The sequence below is a fragment of the Niabella sp. genome (assembly GCF_030150205.1).
Lineage (GTDB): Bacteria > Bacteroidota > Bacteroidia > Chitinophagales > Chitinophagaceae > Niabella.
Genome location: NZ_JASLGT010000002.1, coordinates 286,906 through 303,256, shown reverse-complemented (window position 1 = coordinate 303,256; position 16,351 = coordinate 286,906). Strand labels below are relative to the sequence as shown.

The 16,351-nt window shown below is 46.8% G+C and carries 14 protein-coding genes; 2 read left to right on the top strand and 12 right to left on the bottom strand.

Annotated elements, in window-relative coordinates; translation table 11 throughout:
* Positions 1–4 precede the first annotated feature (4 nt).
* From Q1V85_RS01855 to Q1V85_RS01815, 9 genes are all read right to left on the bottom strand, one after another.
* Positions 5–409, bottom strand: coding sequence for a hypothetical protein (locus tag Q1V85_RS01855; RefSeq protein WP_300596847.1), 405 nt, complete (start codon positions 407–409; stop codon positions 5–7).
* Positions 410–417: 8 nt separating this feature from the next.
* On the bottom strand, positions 418–1,248 hold the full coding sequence (gene kduI / locus Q1V85_RS01850) for a 5-dehydro-4-deoxy-D-glucuronate isomerase (RefSeq protein ID WP_300596845.1): 831 nt from the start codon (positions 1,246–1,248) through the stop codon (positions 418–420).
* Between the two features lie 45 nt (positions 1,249–1,293).
* A complete protein-coding gene (locus tag Q1V85_RS01845; protein WP_300596843.1) occupies positions 1,294–2,046 on the bottom strand; it encodes an SDR family NAD(P)-dependent oxidoreductase in 753 nt (250 codons plus the stop codon).
* A gap of 250 nt (positions 2,047–2,296) precedes the next feature.
* Positions 2,297–3,706 carry a glucuronate isomerase gene (uxaC, locus tag Q1V85_RS01840; RefSeq protein ID WP_300596841.1) on the bottom strand — a complete coding sequence of 470 codons (1,410 nt, stop codon included), beginning with the start codon at positions 3,704–3,706 and terminating at the stop codon, positions 2,297–2,299.
* Between the two features lie 68 nt (positions 3,707–3,774).
* Entirely contained in the window at positions 3,775–5,415 is a 1,641-nt protein-coding gene (locus Q1V85_RS01835; protein WP_300596839.1) for a UxaA family hydrolase, read from the bottom strand.
* 2 nt (positions 5,416–5,417) lie between these two features.
* Positions 5,418–6,935, bottom strand: coding sequence for a tagaturonate reductase (locus Q1V85_RS01830; protein ID WP_300596837.1), 1,518 nt, complete (start codon positions 6,933–6,935; stop codon positions 5,418–5,420).
* A 7-nt stretch (positions 6,936–6,942) separates the two neighbouring features.
* Positions 6,943–8,856 (bottom strand): glycoside hydrolase family 88 protein, encoded by a 1,914-nt coding sequence (locus Q1V85_RS01825; RefSeq protein WP_300596835.1) that lies wholly within the window; start codon positions 8,854–8,856, stop codon positions 6,943–6,945.
* A 24-nt stretch (positions 8,857–8,880) separates the two neighbouring features.
* Positions 8,881–10,524, bottom strand: a complete 1,644-nt coding sequence (locus Q1V85_RS01820; protein ID WP_300596833.1) for a glycoside hydrolase family 28 protein — start codon at positions 10,522–10,524, stop codon at positions 8,881–8,883.
* Between the two features lie 346 nt (positions 10,525–10,870).
* The gene (locus Q1V85_RS01815; protein ID WP_090390486.1) at positions 10,871–11,074 is read right to left on the bottom strand and encodes a hypothetical protein; all 204 of its coding nucleotides are present in this window, start codon (positions 11,072–11,074) and stop codon (positions 10,871–10,873) included.
* 139 nt (positions 11,075–11,213) lie between these two features.
* On the opposite strand from Q1V85_RS01815, the gene Q1V85_RS01810 reads away from it, so the two are divergent.
* Together Q1V85_RS01810 and Q1V85_RS01805 are read left to right on the top strand one after the other, a co-directional pair.
* Positions 11,214–12,368, top strand: a complete 1,155-nt coding sequence (locus tag Q1V85_RS01810) for a hypothetical protein (protein WP_300596829.1) — start codon at positions 11,214–11,216, stop codon at positions 12,366–12,368.
* 43 nt (positions 12,369–12,411) lie between these two features.
* Complete coding sequence (locus tag Q1V85_RS01805; RefSeq protein ID WP_300596827.1) at positions 12,412–12,900, top strand: hypothetical protein; 489 nt, start codon at positions 12,412–12,414, stop codon at positions 12,898–12,900.
* Positions 12,901–13,217: 317 nt separating this feature from the next.
* Here the strand turns inward: Q1V85_RS01805 and gyrB are convergent, their stop codons facing one another.
* The 3 genes from gyrB to Q1V85_RS01790 form a co-directional block, all read right to left on the bottom strand.
* On the bottom strand, positions 13,218–15,197 hold the full coding sequence (gene gyrB, locus Q1V85_RS01800) for a DNA topoisomerase (ATP-hydrolyzing) subunit B (protein WP_300596825.1): 1,980 nt from the start codon (positions 15,195–15,197) through the stop codon (positions 13,218–13,220).
* A gap of 272 nt (positions 15,198–15,469) precedes the next feature.
* The gene (locus tag Q1V85_RS01795; RefSeq protein WP_300596823.1) at positions 15,470–15,883 is read right to left on the bottom strand and encodes an SRPBCC family protein; all 414 of its coding nucleotides are present in this window, start codon (positions 15,881–15,883) and stop codon (positions 15,470–15,472) included.
* 44 nt (positions 15,884–15,927) lie between these two features.
* Positions 15,928–16,338 (bottom strand): DoxX family protein, encoded by a 411-nt coding sequence (locus Q1V85_RS01790; RefSeq protein ID WP_300596821.1) that lies wholly within the window; start codon positions 16,336–16,338, stop codon positions 15,928–15,930.
* Between the last annotated feature and the right edge of the window lie 13 nt (positions 16,339–16,351).

Here is a 16,351-nt window from a genome sequence, read left to right as displayed (position 1 = left end):
TTTTCTATTTTTTGTTTGTAAGAATTAAAAGATTGATCAGGCGTATCGCCATTAAAAAAAACTGAATGCCCAGTATCGCTATCAGCGCGAAAGGAACATACTTCTTCTGATAACGCACTTTTTTATAAGGCAAAAAACTCATCAGCAAACTAAACACGAAACCTAAAACCGGAATCCCCAGCATAAGAAACAGCAATAAGTCTTTTTTCATTTCGCCATCTCCAACAGCACGATCATAAAGATCCGTGAGCTGCTCATCCAATGTTGCCGTGGTTAGAAAATACAGGAGAACCGTTAGCATAACGCCGATACCCGCCATTTTCCAAACCGTTGCGCTCCTTATAAAAAAAGGTGTTGCGGATTGTGCTTCCGGAAACAAATTTTCTGTTATATCCTGGTTAATGATCACAATGCTTATTATAACAATGTAGCAATCGGTGCCGGATCCATATCTGTATACTGTTTGTTTTCGCCAGCCATACCCCAGATGAATCCGTAATTAGAAGTACCGCAGCCAAAGTGCATGCTCCAGGGTGGAGAGATCACAGCTTCCTGGTTCTTCATAATGATGTGACGGGTTTGCTGTGGCTGGCCCATCATATGAAACAGGCGTTGCTCTTCCGGCAGATCAAAATAAAAATAGATCTCGGTTCTGCGCGTATGTGTATGCGGCGGAACGGAATTCCACACACTGCCGGTTTCCAGTACGGTAAGCCCCATTACCAGCTGACAGCTTTGGATTCCCTCTTCATGGATGTATTTATAAATCGTCCGCTTATTGGAAGTGGTAATGTCGCCCAATGTTACCGGTGCCGCCTGCTCCCTGGTATACCTGGTAGTAGGATAATCGTGATGTGCCGGGGCTGATAAAATGTAAAACACCGCCGGATCTTTTTTACCGTTACTGCTGAAGCTTACTTTTTTGGATCCACGGCCAATGTACAGGCAGTCCAGTTTATCAAGGATGAACTTCTTGCCATCTACAGCAATTGTTCCTTTCCCTCCTACGTTAATAATGCCCATTTCCCGGCGCTGCAGAAAAAATTCAGCTTTGAGCTCTTCTTCATTTTTCAGCAATACGGTTTTGGCCACGGGCTTTACACCTCCTACAATTAAACGATCATAGAAGCTGTAAACTAACGTCAACTTGTCGGTCTTCATCAGATCTTCAACAAGAAAACTTTCCCGCAACTGCTCTGTGGTCATTCCTTTTGTTTCCTGCGGGCTGTGTTCGTACCTGATTTCCATTTCTGATTTTTAATTTGATATTTCTAATTTCTTATTCTGTTTATTCTAACGGCCCATCCAGCCACCATCAACGGTTAAGATGGTACCCTGCACATAGCTTCCTGCTTCAGAAGCAAGGAAAACAGCTGGTCCTGCAAAATCTTCCGGTGTACCCCAGCGGCCTGCCGGAATACGATCCAGGATAGATTTACTACGATCCGCATCTTCGCGTAAGGCCTGTGTATTATCGGTTGCGATGTAACCCGGTGCAATACCGTTTACATTAACGCCTTTTGAAGCCCACTCATTCGCCAGGGCTTTTACCAGGCTGCTCAATGCTCCTTTACTGGCGGCGTAACCCGGTACATTGATCCCTCCCTGGAAGCTTAACAGCGAGCAGGTAAAAATGATCTTTCCGGACCCCTTCTCAATCATGTGCTTTCCAAACTCACGCGCCAGTATAAAGGGTGTATCGAGGTTTATGGTTAACACATTATCCCAGTATTCATCCGGATGTTCTGCCGCCGGTTTGCGCATAATGGTTCCGGCGTTGTTTACCAGGATATCGATGCGCTCGTTATCGTTCAGCACCTCTTTTACAAATGCGTATACATTATTCCGATCGGCCGCATCCAGTTTATAATGCTTAAAATTGCGTCCCAATTTTCTTATTTCCGTTTCCACTTCCGACCCTGCTTCCACAGAGCGGGCGGCTACAATGATGTCTGCACCGGCTTTTGCCAGCCCGATGGCCATCCCTTTTCCAATCCCCTTATTGCCCCCTGTGATTAAGGCCGTTTTACCTGAAAGATCAAACATGCTGTGCTTTATTACTTTTTAATTTATTTGTATTATCCGCCGCCGGCCGCGCACTTTGGGCGCTCTGACAGCCCGCCGCCCCGGCTATTTACCATTGACCATTCAATGCCATTTCCTTAAGCAATTTTTATGGTTGCCGCAGATACGCTGATAGCGCCTGCGGCGCTTTTCTGCGACATTGTTGTCGTTAAAGCCGATACCAAATCTGCGCATCTGCGGCTTTATGGAAACGACATTGATTCACCATTCCCTACTTTGCCCCAAACCCGAAATATTCGTTCGCATTGTTGAAACAAATATTCTGTATAATCGCGCCTACCCAGGCAATATCGCCGGGAAGTTCGCCATTTTCAATATCGTTTCCAAACAAATTGCAGAGTATTCTACGGAAGTATTCGTGCCGCGGAAAGGACAGGAAACTCCTGGAATCCGTTAGCATTCCCACAAAACGGCTGATCAGTCCCATATTGGAAAGGGTATTCATCTGATCAATCATTCCATCTTTCTGATCGAGGAACCACCAACCGGATCCCCATTGCACTTTTCCGGCTACCGTACCATCGTTGAAATTTCCGGTCATGGTAGCAAACAATTCATTATCGGAAGGATTGAGATTGTACAGGATCGTTTTTGCCAGCCGGTCGTTTTTATCCAGTCCGTTCAGGAATTTGGAAAGCGCTCTTCCCTGGGAAAAATCGCCAATGGAATCCCATCCGGTATCAGGACCCAATTTGTTCAGCAGGCGGGCATTGTTGTTGCGCAGTGCGCCGAGGTGGTATTGCTGTACCCATCCTTTTTCATGATCCCATTCTGCAAACCAAACCAGCATTGCTGAACGAAATTGTTCCTGTTCTTCTGCAGACAGTTGCTTGCCTGCCCGGATCTTATCAAAGGCAGCGCTAACGCCTGCTTCTGTATAATCAGCAGCATGAATATGTTCCAGTCCATGATCCGATACCGAGCACCCCATTGCCGCAAAAAAGTCATGCCGGCTTTTCAATGCCTGCAGGAAGGTGTCCAGGTTTTTTACTTCCATGCCGGAAGCCTGTTCGAGTTTCGCAATATAGGCAGCAAAAACTTCCGGACTCGAAACATTCATGGCGTTATCCGGCCGGAAAGCAGGATATACCGGTATTTCAAAGCCACCGGCTTTTATTTTCTGATGAAATTCGAGGGAATCTACCGGGTCGTCTGTAGTGCAAACCACTTTCACATTCATTTTCCGCAATAATCCCTTAACGCTGTATGGGCTACTGCTGATGGTTGCAGAGGCCGCTTCATAAATACGCCGGCCGCTGTTGGCATCCAGTGTTTCCCGGATATCAAAATACCGCTGCAACTCCAGGTGCGTCCAGTGATACAGGGGGTTGCGCATGGTGTAGGGAACGCTCTCCGCCCATTTCAGGAATTTCTCCTCATCCGTGGCGGTTCCGGTAATAAAATGTTCATCTACACCATTCGTACGCATGGCCCGCCATTTATAATGATCGCCGTAAAGCCAGGCCTGGGTTATGTTTTGAAACTGGTGGTCTTCCGCTATTTGCTGTGGCGGCAGGTGGCAATGATAGTCAATGATCGGCATTTGTTTTGCATAATCATGATACAAGCGCTCCGCCGTTTTGGTTTCCAGTAAAAAATGATCGTCTAAAAACTGTTTCACTTAATTGATAGATTATTCGTTATTCGTTTGCTGTATACAGCTTATTTTCTTCCTGCGGCAAACTGCCCTTACAGGGAAACGCCCCTTTTCCAGGGAATAAAATCATCCTGGTTCAGTAATACCGCCTTGGGCACTACTTCCCCGCTGGCTGCTTTTATGCAATACTCCAGGATCTCTTCGCCCATTTGTTCAATTGTTTTTTCTCCATCGATGATGCCGCCTGTATTGATATCGATGATATCTCCCATCCGGTTGGTCAGCGCAGTATTGGTGGCTATCTTAATGGTAGGACAAACCGGGTTGCCGGTTGGCGTGCCCAGCCCGGTAGTAAACAGGATCAGGGTAGCTCCTGAAGCGGCTTTACCAGTTGTGGCCTCCACATCATTACCCGGTGTGCAAACCAGGCTTAAGCCGGGTTTGGTAGCGGGCTCTGTATAATCCAGCACATCCACCACCGGTGAAGTACCTCCTTTTTTTGCAGCACCCGTGCTCTTAATGGCATCAGTGATCAACCCGTCTTTTATATTACCCGGGGAAGGGTTCATAAAGAACCCGGATCCCACGCTGAGCGCCTGATCGTTGTATGTGGTCATCAGGTGAATGAACTTCCGCGCAGCGGATTCCTCTATGGTACGGTCGATCAGTTGCTGCTCGGCACCACACAGTTCGGGAAACTCCGCCAGCAGGATCTTTGCGCCCAATGCAGCCAACAGGTCGCTGGTGTAGCCCACAGCCGGATTAGCGCTGATACCGCTGAAACCATCGCTGCCACCGCATTTTACCCCAACGGTTAATGCCGTTAAAGGTGCCGGGCTGCGCTCGATCTTATTCGCTTCAATCAATCCTTCAAATGTTTTCCGGATGGCATCGGCCACCAGTTGCTCCTCGCTTTGTGATTGCTGTTGTTCAAATACAAGGACGGGTTTATCAAAAGAAGGGTTTCTTAATTTAATATCTTCAAGCAATTGTTTGGTCTGCAGGTTCTGGCATCCCAGGCTCAGGATGGTAATGCCCGCTACATTGGGATGATCGGCATAAGCCGCCAGCAGTTTGCTGAGGGTACCGGCATCCTGGCGGGTACCGCCACAACCGCCCTGATGATTCAGGAATTTAATCCCATCCACATTTTTGAACAGGCGGTCGCTCTTCTCTCCGGGAAGGGTGTTCAGCGTAATATTGGAAAGATCTTTCTGGTTTTTAAAGGCCTCCACAAGATGGTGTGCGTACTTCTTGTATTTATCGGTAACCGCGTATCCGAGCTCATTGTGCAATGCTTCGCGGATCACATCCAGGTTGCGGTTTTCACAAAATACCGTTGGCATAAACAGCCAGTAATTGGCGGTGCCTACCCGGCCATCATTACGGTGATATCCATTAAAGGTCCGGTCTTTATATTTCGAAACGTCCGGAGCCGTCCAGTGATACTGATAGGGCCGGTATTCGAAGGGATCCGCCGCATGGTTGGTATTGGCCGTGGTCATTAGTCCTCCCCTGGGGATGAATTCCTGTGCTTTGCCCACCAGTACGCCATACATAATGATTTCATCACCGGTCTGCATGTCTTGCGTAAAAAATTTATGTTTTGCACCGATGTCATTTTGTATTTCATATTCGGCACCCCCGTAGCTGATGATCTGTCCCTTCTTTAAATCCTTTAACGCTACGATAACGTTATCCTTGGGATGGACTTTTAAAACGATTTCCGCCATTTTTATTCCTTTATGATGTTTTGCAAAGCAGCTTGGGCACCACTTTGTGTTAAAAATTGCAATTGTTGTTTTACGGCTTCGGCAAAACCAGGGACCTGGTTCAGATCTTCGTTCCACAATCCTGTATCCGCTAATACTGCTTCGGCAACGGCCGCTGGGTCTGTATGGGCGTTCCATTTTTGTGAAAGCACCGCGGCCTTGTCATCATTGATCACATATTGTGTACCGTTGGCCGATCCCATATACACCGTTCCTTCCTGCTTCGATTTCATAAAAAGCAGGTATGCGGCAAAGCCCAGGGCTATTGCAGACGAAGCGCTGCCTTCCCCGCTTCCATAATATTTCTTTATCAATGGTACATTCCGCATCAGCATCTTTGATGTATACGCAAAGCTAATGCTTAGCCATTTATGTTCTAAGAACGGGTTCTTAAACCGCTCAATAACCGCATCAGCAAATTTACAGGCTTCCTCATAGGAAATATTGGTACCGGCCACTGCCCGCGCCAGTTCGGTCTTTGACAGTTTGGTAACAAAGGCATCAAAATTCTTATCGGCCATGGCCGCTTTTACCGTTTCAAAACCACAGAGGTATGCCAGTCCGCAAGACAGGGTATGTGTTCCGTTGAGCAGCCGCAGTTTAAGTTCCCTGAATTTTTCAATATCGGGCGCAATTACCACTCCCGGATCTGTTTTTGCAAAGGATAATACTTCGGCTACGCGGGGATCTGCAGCCTCAATGGCCCAAAGGCGAAATACTTCACTCATAATCATCAGGTCATCCGTATAGCCCAGTTGCTGCTGTGTTTGTTCCAGGTCATCCCCCGCCAGCTTGCCGGGTACAATACGATCTACCAGGGAGCTGCAAAAATGATTGGCATCGTTCAGCCAGCTGATAAATGCTGCTTCCAGTTGGTTTTGTTCAGCCAGCTTTACAATAATGTCTTTTAATTGCCGGCCGTTATCAATGATCAGTTCCGTGGGAATGATCACCAAACCGCTCTCCCTGCTTCCCTTAAAGGTTTTAAAGCGTTCATACAACACCGCCAGCAGTTTCCCCGGGAAGGAAGCGGGCGGCTGATCTGTGACCTTATCATCGCTCATTACAATACCCATTTCGGTGGTATTGGAAATCACTACTTCCAGCTGTGGATTTTGCGCAACTTCAAGAATCTGCTGCCATTGACTTTTGGCAGACAGCACGCGGCTGATAGCGCTGTTTACAATATATTCGTTTACCTGTTTGCCTTCTTCCAGTCCTCTTACGCAAATCGTATATAAACCGTTTTGTGTGTCAAAAGCATCAGCTCCACCGGTATCGGTCGATTTTACTACTACCACGCGCCCGTTGAAGATGTGCTGCTTATTGGCCTTATCAATAAAGTAATCGGGCAACCCTCTCAACAGCACGCCGGTTCCGAACTGTAACACCTTTTCAGGAAGTTCCAGCTGGGCCTCCGAAGGAACAGACAGTACGGGGTCTTTTTTTATGGATGCTATTATTGTTTTGGATAACTGCATTTATATTTTAATTTTTTTGTTTGTTAACAGATGTTTTCAATAGCCAGCCTACCCAGTCCTTTGCGGCTTTAAAATTTTCGTACTGCAGCGGCAGCTTCCGGCCATCTACATACTCATTATAAATCCAGGGATCTCCCAGGGCGAAAACGGTTCCTTTCCCGTATTTTGCTACCGCCATTGCTGTTATACTGCCTGCTTTTAGTACGGGTACGGCCGTTTTGTAAAGATTCAAAGAACTTATTTCTTTCAGATAAACATTTTTGGCATTTTTAAAAATTATATTACCCGGTTGAATGTTAACCCGCCCCATTTCATAATCGTTGTTCTTTACCATGAGCTGGTTGTCTTCATTAAACCGGATACCAAATCGCGCTGCCAGGATGTTGAAGTGCTGAAGATCGCAGTTACCGGCATCATTCGCCAACAGCACCAGCATGCCGCCCTTCTTTACCCATTCTGCGATCTGCACAGCCGATTGTTCATTCATATAATTGGGCTGTGCTGTTTCCTTTTCGGTATCCGGATCCACAATAATATACACGGCTGCATCTTTTAAATTGGCCGCAGTGGGTGCTTCCTCCAGCGATTGCAATTGTGCACCCTGCTGTTCAAATAAATTGCCTAAAAAAGAATAGCCGCCGTTCGACCGGTCGTTCCAGGTATAATGCCAGCGTTCCTGTTGTCCGCCGGCTCCTTTCCGCCATTCATTGTTAAAAAAGTTATCCAGTACGATCGTTTTCCCTTTTCCGGCTGCCAGGCCGGGTATCATCTCCATTTCATTGGCGGCAAGGATAAAAGCACCCATTCCCTTGGGATCATTCTGCACTACTTTTTCCCGCATATAATAATCAAAACTACCATCCCGGTATGGTTTTCCTCCTAGACCAGACACGGATACAGTGCCTTCGAGGTTGGTAAACCCATCACTTTGTGTTAACTTATATTTTACCAGACCGTTAAATGCTTTTACCGCCTTGGCCTGGTAATCCATCGCAATATATCCGTTGCGGGCGCCTTTTGCCAGCGTATAGGCCAGCATGGCGGTTGCAGACGATTCTGTATAATTGGGCTTTCTTGCAGGCAGGTCTACGATATCGAACCACATGCCCGTGGCAGGATCCTGTACCTTTGCTACGGCCACCGCCAACCGGTTCAATATGGCAATCAATTCCTTTCTTCCCGGGTGGTTCTGCGGGAAATAATCCAGCGCATCTACCAATGCCATGCCATACCAGCCCAGGGCGCGTCCCCAAAAATGCGGCGACACACCGGTTTGAGGATTGGCCCATTGTTCTTTACGGGATTCATCATAGCCGTGATAAAGCAGGCCCGTTTTAGGATCGCGGGCATTCTTTTCCATTAGCACAAACTGGCGGGTTACATCATTGAAGATGCTGTCTTCTCCAAAAACCTGTGCATATTCTGCATAGAAGGGCTGTGCCATATAAAGACCATCCAGCCACATCTGGTAAGGGTATACGTTCTTATGCCAAAAACCACCCCCATTGGTGCGGGGGTGGGTGCGTAATTGTTCCCTTAATTGAAATACAGCTTTTTTATATTTTTCCTTACCCGTTACCCGGTAAAGTGTTAATAGTAATTTACCATTATTTACATGATCGATATTATAGGTGCCCGGTTCGTAATCCTTAATGCGTCCGTCTTCCCCTACAAAGTAGTCCATACTATGTTGTATATAGCTGAACCACCGCGGATCACCGGTGGCCAGCCAGATGCCTTCGATGCCTTTCAGGATCACGCCCTGATCATAGCTCCACCGTGCGGGTTTACCCGGAACCACCGAAAAAGAGTCCGGCCAGATGTGCATAGCGGTAAGCGCCATTTGCTGGGAATAGGGTTGGGCCTGCGCTGCAGCATGCAGTGTGTAAAAGACCATTAAAAGCAGGATGTATTTTCGCATGGATGCCGGCACTGGTTTTAAAGATTATTGAAAAGAGACCGCGGTCTCTGATGCGCCCGCTACTGTCTCCAGTTTTTTAGTGGTTGGGGTATACGCGGTGTTCGTAAACCGGATCGTTTTGTTACCGGCTCCGCTTACCCTTATTAATAAGGGAGTATGTTCTTTGTAGATGATCCCGTCAAACAGCATATCCCGGGCATTCGTCACATCTGCCAGAGGTCCGGCATTTCCGGTAAAGATCTTTACATTTTTAAACCGGATGCCCGCTGCATCCTGGATGCTGATCCCGTTATCTGATTGAAATACGGCATTGCTGATGCGGATATCCTTTACCGGCATTTCCGGCAATCCTCTCAGGAAAACAGCACGTTGCGCACCGTTTACGTATACATTACAGATATCAATATTACGGAACTGCGGGGTGGTTTCATCCACCGGCAAGCGTTCTACTTTGGGAAGATCCGCTTTTTCTCCATCGAGGGGCACGGGATCCTTTGCCATATAATACATGTCGAACAGGAGCGCGTCCCCCGGAATATCTTTCATATAAATATCCCGGATAAAAATATTTTCTACCATGCCGCCGCGTCCCCTGGTGGTTTTAAAACGCAATCCGATATCGGTACCAATAAATGTGCAATTGCTTACATATACATTATTAACGCCGCCGCTCATTTCACTACCTACTACAAAACCGCCATGTGCCGCATATACGGTACATCCGCGGATCACCACATCCTTTGTGGGCATGGCACGCCGGCGCCCGTCTGCGTCCCGCCCGCTTTTCATACAAAGTGCATCATCACCTACATCAAATACACTGTTTTCGATCAGTACATTGCTGCAGCTTTCCAGGTCAATACCATCACCATTTTGCGCATACCAGGGATTTTTTACAAACACATTCCGCACGGTGATGTTCCGGCTCATCAGCGGGTGCAGGCACCAGGCGGGGGAGTTCTGAAATGTAACCCCTTCCAGCAGCACGCCATCACAGGAAGTAAGCACCAGCAGGTTGGGCCGGAAAAAATCTTTCACGGATGCATAAAATGTCTCGGTTTTACCGGGGGCAATACGTCCGGGATCTTTTAATGCATCTCCGCGGGCATAGCTCTCAGAAGGCATCCACATACGCCCGTCCTTACTGAGTACTCCACCGGAGGCAACCCGCTGCTTCCATTGTGATTCTGTAAGCTTTTCTTTTTTTACCGCCCGCCAGGCATCACCATTGCCATCAATGATGCCTTTTCCCGTAATGGCAATATTCCGGGCATTTTCTGCAGATATGGGCGATTGGTTGCGCATTTGCGGAAATCCTTCCCAATTGGCTTTTACCAGGGCATATTGCGACTTGTCCGAAGTAAACAGCAGGGTTGCACCCGCTGCCAGGTTCAGGTTCACACCCGATTTTAATACGATGGGACCGGTAAGCCATAAACCGGAGGGCACCTGTACCGTTCCGCCCCCTTTCTGCGAACAGGCATCAATGGCCGCCTGAATGCTTTTGGTATTGAGCATATAACCGTCCGGCACAGCTCCATAATTGGTGATCCGGTAAATGGCGTTGCTAAACCGTGGCTCCTGCACCACCGGCAATTTCCATCCCGGTTGGGCCTGCAGTTGCATCCCGATTAACAACAAAAAGAAATATAAACTGTTTTTTACCATCCGGCAATCCTGTTTTCGACAAAAGACAAGCTACGTTGCGGCGCCAAGTTAAGTCGAATTCATTGGGTTCAAAAGTGATTCCGGCTATTTATTTACGCAAACGTTATCATGGTCCATAGGTGGCAAAAGCATAAAAATGCGGGTACAAAGCAACATCGGGCCACAGCTAACACTGCTTGCAACTTGTTCCGGCCACCTTTATATCGAACAAGATCGCAGAACCGGCGGGCTACTCCTCCCGGTTTTAAAAAGAACCGGAACCGCTTTCTGCACATTCCGGCCGCAAAAAAAGCGGGTGTCTCAGTCAACCTGAAACACCCGCTTTTTATACAAATTATATAAACGGTTACCAATCTTGTTTTGCTACACCAGCTTTAATAGCGGCCAGTGCTTTTTCCTCTCCAAGAAGAGAAGTCAGTTTATTTCCTTTGCCGTCGTGGCCTTTCGCAATATAGCCGCCCTTTGCTGTACGGGAAATCACAGCATCCTGGATCGGTACATTCTTTTCTTTTGTTTTCACATTGTAAGCGGTAAGAGTTGCATCTGCCATAATGAATAATTTTTGATTTGAAAAGTTGAAATTAAGGGTTTTTATCTAAACAAGCTCCTAAATATATAGGTAGTATCCGCTTTTATAACTAACAAATTAGTTATATTTACAAAAATATCCTTCAAATCAACCCTGCATTATGTTTAAAAAACTCATTATCATCCTGCTAAGCCTCAATTCCCTGCTGGCTGGCGCCCAGAACGATTACGATCCGCTTAAGGTAGTTACTCTTTGCAAGAACCAGGATTATGAGCAGGCCCTGCTGTATTTAACTGCAACGCCGGCTCCGGAGAACGAGCAGTACCTGTTTGACCTGGGCTACGTGCACTACATGAGCGACCACACTGCAGAAGCGCAGGCCGCCTTTCTTAAACTTCATCAAAAAAATCCGCAACAGCAGGCGCCCCAGCTTTACCTGGCCATCCTTTACGACCGTTCCGGCGATGAATATACGGCGCTTCAATATTATAAAAATCTCACAGCGCTGGATTCCGGTAATTATAAATACTGGCATTATGCTGCCGGCGAATGGTCAAAACTCAGGCAACCCGATTCGGCCATTGCCTATCTCCGGAAAAGCTATGCATTAAAACCTACTGCCGGCCGGGTGGTTTATGACCTTTGTAACTACCTCGACAATGCAAAGCAAAAAAAGGAGGCAGAGCAATTGGCAGACCGCTTTTTACAATCGGATACCAGCTATTTTCCGGTGATGGGCAAAAAGGTAGATCTTTGTTTCAGTGCCGGCCGTTACAACGAAGCTATTAACTGGGGCGAACGGCTGCGTTCCCGCGGGGCCTCCCCTATGAATCTTTCAATGCCCTATATTCACCTGCTTTACAGCTATCTCAATTTAAAACAACCCGACAGTGTACTAAGTGTTTACAGCTGGTTGCAGCTGAAAAATGTAGGCGGAGAATCGGCTACCTATGGTGCCGCGCTGGCCTATGCTATGAAGAAAAATTATGTTTTCAGCGACTCATTGCTCACCGAATGTATCAATTATAATATCCAGGACATGGCGGCAACCTATTTGAGGGCAAAAGCAGACAATGCCGTTGCGATTAAAAACTATAACCAGGCGATGGCGTTTTATGATACCACCTACTATATTTTCAAGAACCCCGTAGACCTGTTTCAGGCGGGTAGTATCTCCGATAATTATTTAAAAAATAAGACACGGGCCACCGATTACTATAAAAGATTTCTTCGTGCGCGGCCGCAGCCCAAAACAGACGATGAAGCAACCATAACCCGCTATGTAAAAGAATTTTTAACCCCTCAAAAAAAATAACCGGCTACTGCAAAAGCCGTTACCTTTATTGAAATTTTAAACCATGCGAAAATTAGTTCTTATCTTGATGAGCACCATTGTTTTAGCCTCCTGCGGAGGGAACCAACAGCAGGCCGTTGAATACAACAACCGCCTGATAACAATTCAGAAGGAAGTTGGAGCAGAGGCTCAGAAATTTGGGCAGCTGACCCAAACATCCGACAGTGCACAGGCCTACCACACGCTGGCAGATCTTACGACCTACGTGAACGACGAAACAAAAAAAGCAGAAGCCGTTCAATTTAGCGGAGACGATTTTGGAATGAAGGCTTCCCTGCTGGACGGATTCCGGTTCTTCAAAAAAGTTTTGAACGAAGACTTTAAAAAGATCCTGGAGTTACGGTTTGCAAAGACGCCCTCCGCAGATGCGCAGCAGCAAATGCAGCAGATTGTAGGTAATATTCAGAAAGAAGGCCAGGATATTGACAAGAAATTTATTGATGCTCAGCAACAGTTTGCCAAAAAATATAAGATACAGTTGCGGCAGCAATAAACCGGGCCGATCCGTTTAAAGAAGCGGTGACATCAAAAGTCTTTTACCTGTCATTGGCAACTTGTTTCGGCAGCTAAAAATAGTTATCTATCCATAGATACTGATCTGCTCCGGGGCGAACATAACGACAACACATTATAAAGTGGCTTTGGATACAGCCGCTTCTTATTGGATACAGCTGTAGCGTAACGGCATTGTTACATACTCCTTTACGAACTGTAAAAAGATAAGCAGGCGCCCGGTAACAGATCCCCTGGTTGAAGCAGGCACAAAAAAAGGCTGTCGGGAGACAGCCTCTTCTATAACTTATCTAACGCTTAGATATCCAGCTTTGCGTATTTCGCATTGCTTTCGATAAAGTCACGACGGGGAGCTACCTCATCGCCCATCAGCATGCTGAAGATACGGTCGGCTTCCGCTGCACTTTCAATGGTTACCTGTTTCAGCGTTCTGCGATCCGGATCCATGGTTGTTTCCCAAAGCTGTTCGGCGTTCATCTCACCCAAACCTTTATATCGCTGGATGTTCACCAAATCTTCACGGCCGGCACCCAGGCGCTCTACCAATGCTTTCCGCTGGTCTTCATTATAAGCATAGGCAGATTCCTTTCCTTTTTTAACCAGGTATAACGGCGGTTGCGCCAGGTACACATATCCCTGCTCTACCAGCTCTTTCATATAGCGGTATACAAAGGTGAGAATAAGTGTGGCAATGTGGCTTCCGTCCACATCGGCATCCGTCATGATGATCAGCTTGTGGTAGCGGAGTTTTGCAAGATTGAGGGCCTTGGGATCGTCCGGCGTTCCCACGGTTACGCCCAGCGCCGTATAAATATTCCGGATCTCCTCGTTCTCATAAATCTTGTGCTCCATGGCTTTTTCCACGTTAAGGATCTTACCCCTTAACGGCAATATTGCCTGGAAGCTTCTGTCGCGACCCTGTTTGGCCGTACCACCTGCGGAGTCTCCCTCCACCAGGTACAGTTCACAACGTTCGGGGTTTCTATCGGAGCAATCTGCCAGCTTACCCGGCAAACCGCCACCGCTAAGTACCGATTTCCGTTGCACCAGTTCCCTGGCCTTTCTGGCTGCAGCACGTGCCTGTGCCGCAAGGATCACTTTGTTAATAATATTCTTGGCATCCTTTGGATTTTCCTCCAGGAACGCATCCAGTACCCGGGCTACGGTGGTATCCACCACACCCATTACTTCCGAGTTACCCAGTTTTGTTTTTGTTTGTCCCTCAAACTGCGGCTCCGGTACCTTTACCGAGATAATAGCACTCAATCCTTCACGGAAATCATCCCCTTCTACTTTAACCTTTGCTTTTTCATACAAACCGCTTTTTTCTCCGTAGGCGTTGAACACGCGGGTTAATGCGCGGCGAAAACCGGATACATGCGTACCGCCTTCAATGGTATTGATGTTATTTACATACGAGTAAATATGTTCGTTGAAGGTATCGTTATAGGTAAGTGCCACCTCAACTGCAACACTGGAATTGGCATCAAATCCCTCTACATACAGGATATTGGGCAGCAAAGAAGTACGGCCGGCGCTTTTATCGAGCATTTCCACAAACTCAACGATCCCACCTTCACTGTGAAATACCTTCTTTACATCATCGCCATTGTCATCTTTTTCGCGCTTATCGGTAAGGGTAATCGAAATCCCTTTATTCAGGTAAGACAACTCGCGCAAACGACCTTCCAGGATCTCTCGTTTATATTCTGTGGTGGTAAAGATGGTGCTATCCGGCCAAAAATGCTGGATGGTACCATGCGTATCTGTAGTACCAATCTCGCGTACCGGGTAATCCGGCACACCGATATGATATTCCTGCTCAAATATCTTTCCCTCCCGGTGTACAACGGTGTGCATGCGGGTACTTAAAGCGTTTACGCAACTAACCCCTACCCCGTGCAAACCACCGGATACTTTATACGTATTCTTATCAAACTTACCACCGGCATGCAGGATGGTCATGGCCACCTGCAAAGCACTTACTCCCTGTTTTTGATTAATGCCTGTAGGAATCCCCCGGCCATCATCCTCTACAGAGATGTGGTTGTCCTCATGAATGGTTACAATAATATTTTTACAATATCCGGCCAGCGCCTCATCAATGGAATTGTCTACCACCTCATAAACCAGATGGTGCAATCCTTTTACACCGATATCTCCGATATACATGGCCGGACGTTTCCGCACCGCTTCCAGCCCCTCTAATACCTGGATACTATCTGCTCCGTATGCGGGGGGAGAAACCGCTTCAACATCCTTTAATTCTTCACTCATACAATATGAAAATTTTTAATGCGTGTTCAATTGAGTAGTCTACAAATTTACGAAAAAATACCCGTTTTTTGGGTATAATTTACCCCAAATGTGGATAACCGCAGATGCTGCAAAAATCAATATTTCAAATTGAATATCATACACTTATACATATTTCATAAAAGACAGGGGCAACCCTGCACTGTATATGTGCCTTAAACGACACCGGCCGAACCTCTTAAGAAGTCCGGCCGGTGCTGAAGGCGGTTAAAAAATGACGTGGTTCCGGCAATTTAATGTGCCTCCGAATAACGCTTAAAGTTATCCAGGATGGCCTGCCATCCGGCCTGCTGCATCTCAACTGGATTTGTTTGTTCCGCATCAAAGGTTTCGGTAATGGAAGTTTGATTGTCTGCTCCGGCAAAAAGAATAGTTACTTTCCGGCCATCCCCCATGGTATAATCGATCTGCTCATGGTTTTTCACTTCGTCGTATATACCACCGAAATCAAATCCCATGCTGCCGTCTCTTGCTTCCATCCGTGACGAAAAACGGCCTCCTGTACGAAGATCATTCTCCGCATGGGGCGTATGCCAGTCATCTGAAGCACTGTTCCATTTCTTTATATGCTCCGGCTCTGTCCAGTATTCCCATACTTTTTCCACGGGTGCATTGATCGTTGTTTCGACTGTAATTTTTGTAGCCATTATTGTAGTTTTTGATTTTTTTTAAAGATCGGTTTTATTTAAGATCATCCCAAACTGTATTGCAGCGAAGGATTGGAACGATGCTTTGTTTCCTGCCGGCGCAGTTTGTGATAATAATGATAGGACGCCGCCAGGATCAACAGCGCAACCAATGGAAATATGGTTTGTCCACCAAAGCCATCCACCATTGTATGCGAAACCGCTGCGCTGATAAAGTTAAAGGTAAAACCGGCATAAGCCCATTCTTTAATGCGTCCTTTGATAAAAGGCAGGGCCAGCAACAAGGTGCCGGTCACTTTGAAGACCGTTAATAATACCCGGAAATAATCGGGATAGCCCAGGTGGCTGATTCCTTGTTTGGCCAGTTCGGTATGTGAAGTAAGTGCGGGCATTACGCCATCCAGCAATACGATGAGCCCGGTAAATGTCCAGTAGAGGATTTTTGTCTTTTTCATTTTTATCGTTTTT

Excerpts from the sequence above, each read along its gene's own strand:
- kduI (WP_300596845.1), bottom strand. The coding sequence starts at position 1,248 with ATGGAAATCAGGTACGAACACAGCCCGCAGGAAACAAAAGGAATGACC.
- Q1V85_RS01845 (WP_300596843.1), bottom strand. The coding sequence starts at position 2,046 with ATGTTTGATCTTTCAGGTAAAACGGCCTTAATCACAGGGGGCAATAAG.
- Q1V85_RS01810 (WP_300596829.1), top strand. The coding sequence starts at position 11,214 with ATGTTTAAAAAACTCATTATCATCCTGCTAAGCCTCAATTCCCTGCTG.
- Q1V85_RS01830 (WP_300596837.1), bottom strand. The coding sequence starts at position 6,935 with ATGCAGTTATCCAAAACAATAATAGCATCCATAAAAAAAGACCCCGTA.
- Q1V85_RS01790 (WP_300596821.1), bottom strand. The coding sequence starts at position 16,338 with ATGAAAAAGACAAAAATCCTCTACTGGACATTTACCGGGCTCATCGTA.
- Q1V85_RS01820 (WP_300596833.1), bottom strand. The coding sequence starts at position 10,524 with ATGGTAAAAAACAGTTTATATTTCTTTTTGTTGTTAATCGGGATGCAA.
- Q1V85_RS01805 (WP_300596827.1), top strand. The coding sequence starts at position 12,412 with ATGCGAAAATTAGTTCTTATCTTGATGAGCACCATTGTTTTAGCCTCC.
- Q1V85_RS01835 (WP_300596839.1), bottom strand. The coding sequence starts at position 5,415 with ATGGCGGAAATCGTTTTAAAAGTCCATCCCAAGGATAACGTTATCGTA.
- Q1V85_RS01815 (WP_090390486.1), bottom strand. The coding sequence starts at position 11,074 with ATGGCAGATGCAACTCTTACCGCTTACAATGTGAAAACAAAAGAAAAG.
- gyrB (WP_300596825.1), bottom strand. The coding sequence starts at position 15,197 with ATGAGTGAAGAATTAAAGGATGTTGAAGCGGTTTCTCCCCCCGCATAC.
- Q1V85_RS01825 (WP_300596835.1), bottom strand. The coding sequence starts at position 8,856 with ATGCGAAAATACATCCTGCTTTTAATGGTCTTTTACACACTGCATGCT.
- Q1V85_RS01795 (WP_300596823.1), bottom strand. The coding sequence starts at position 15,883 with ATGGCTACAAAAATTACAGTCGAAACAACGATCAATGCACCCGTGGAA.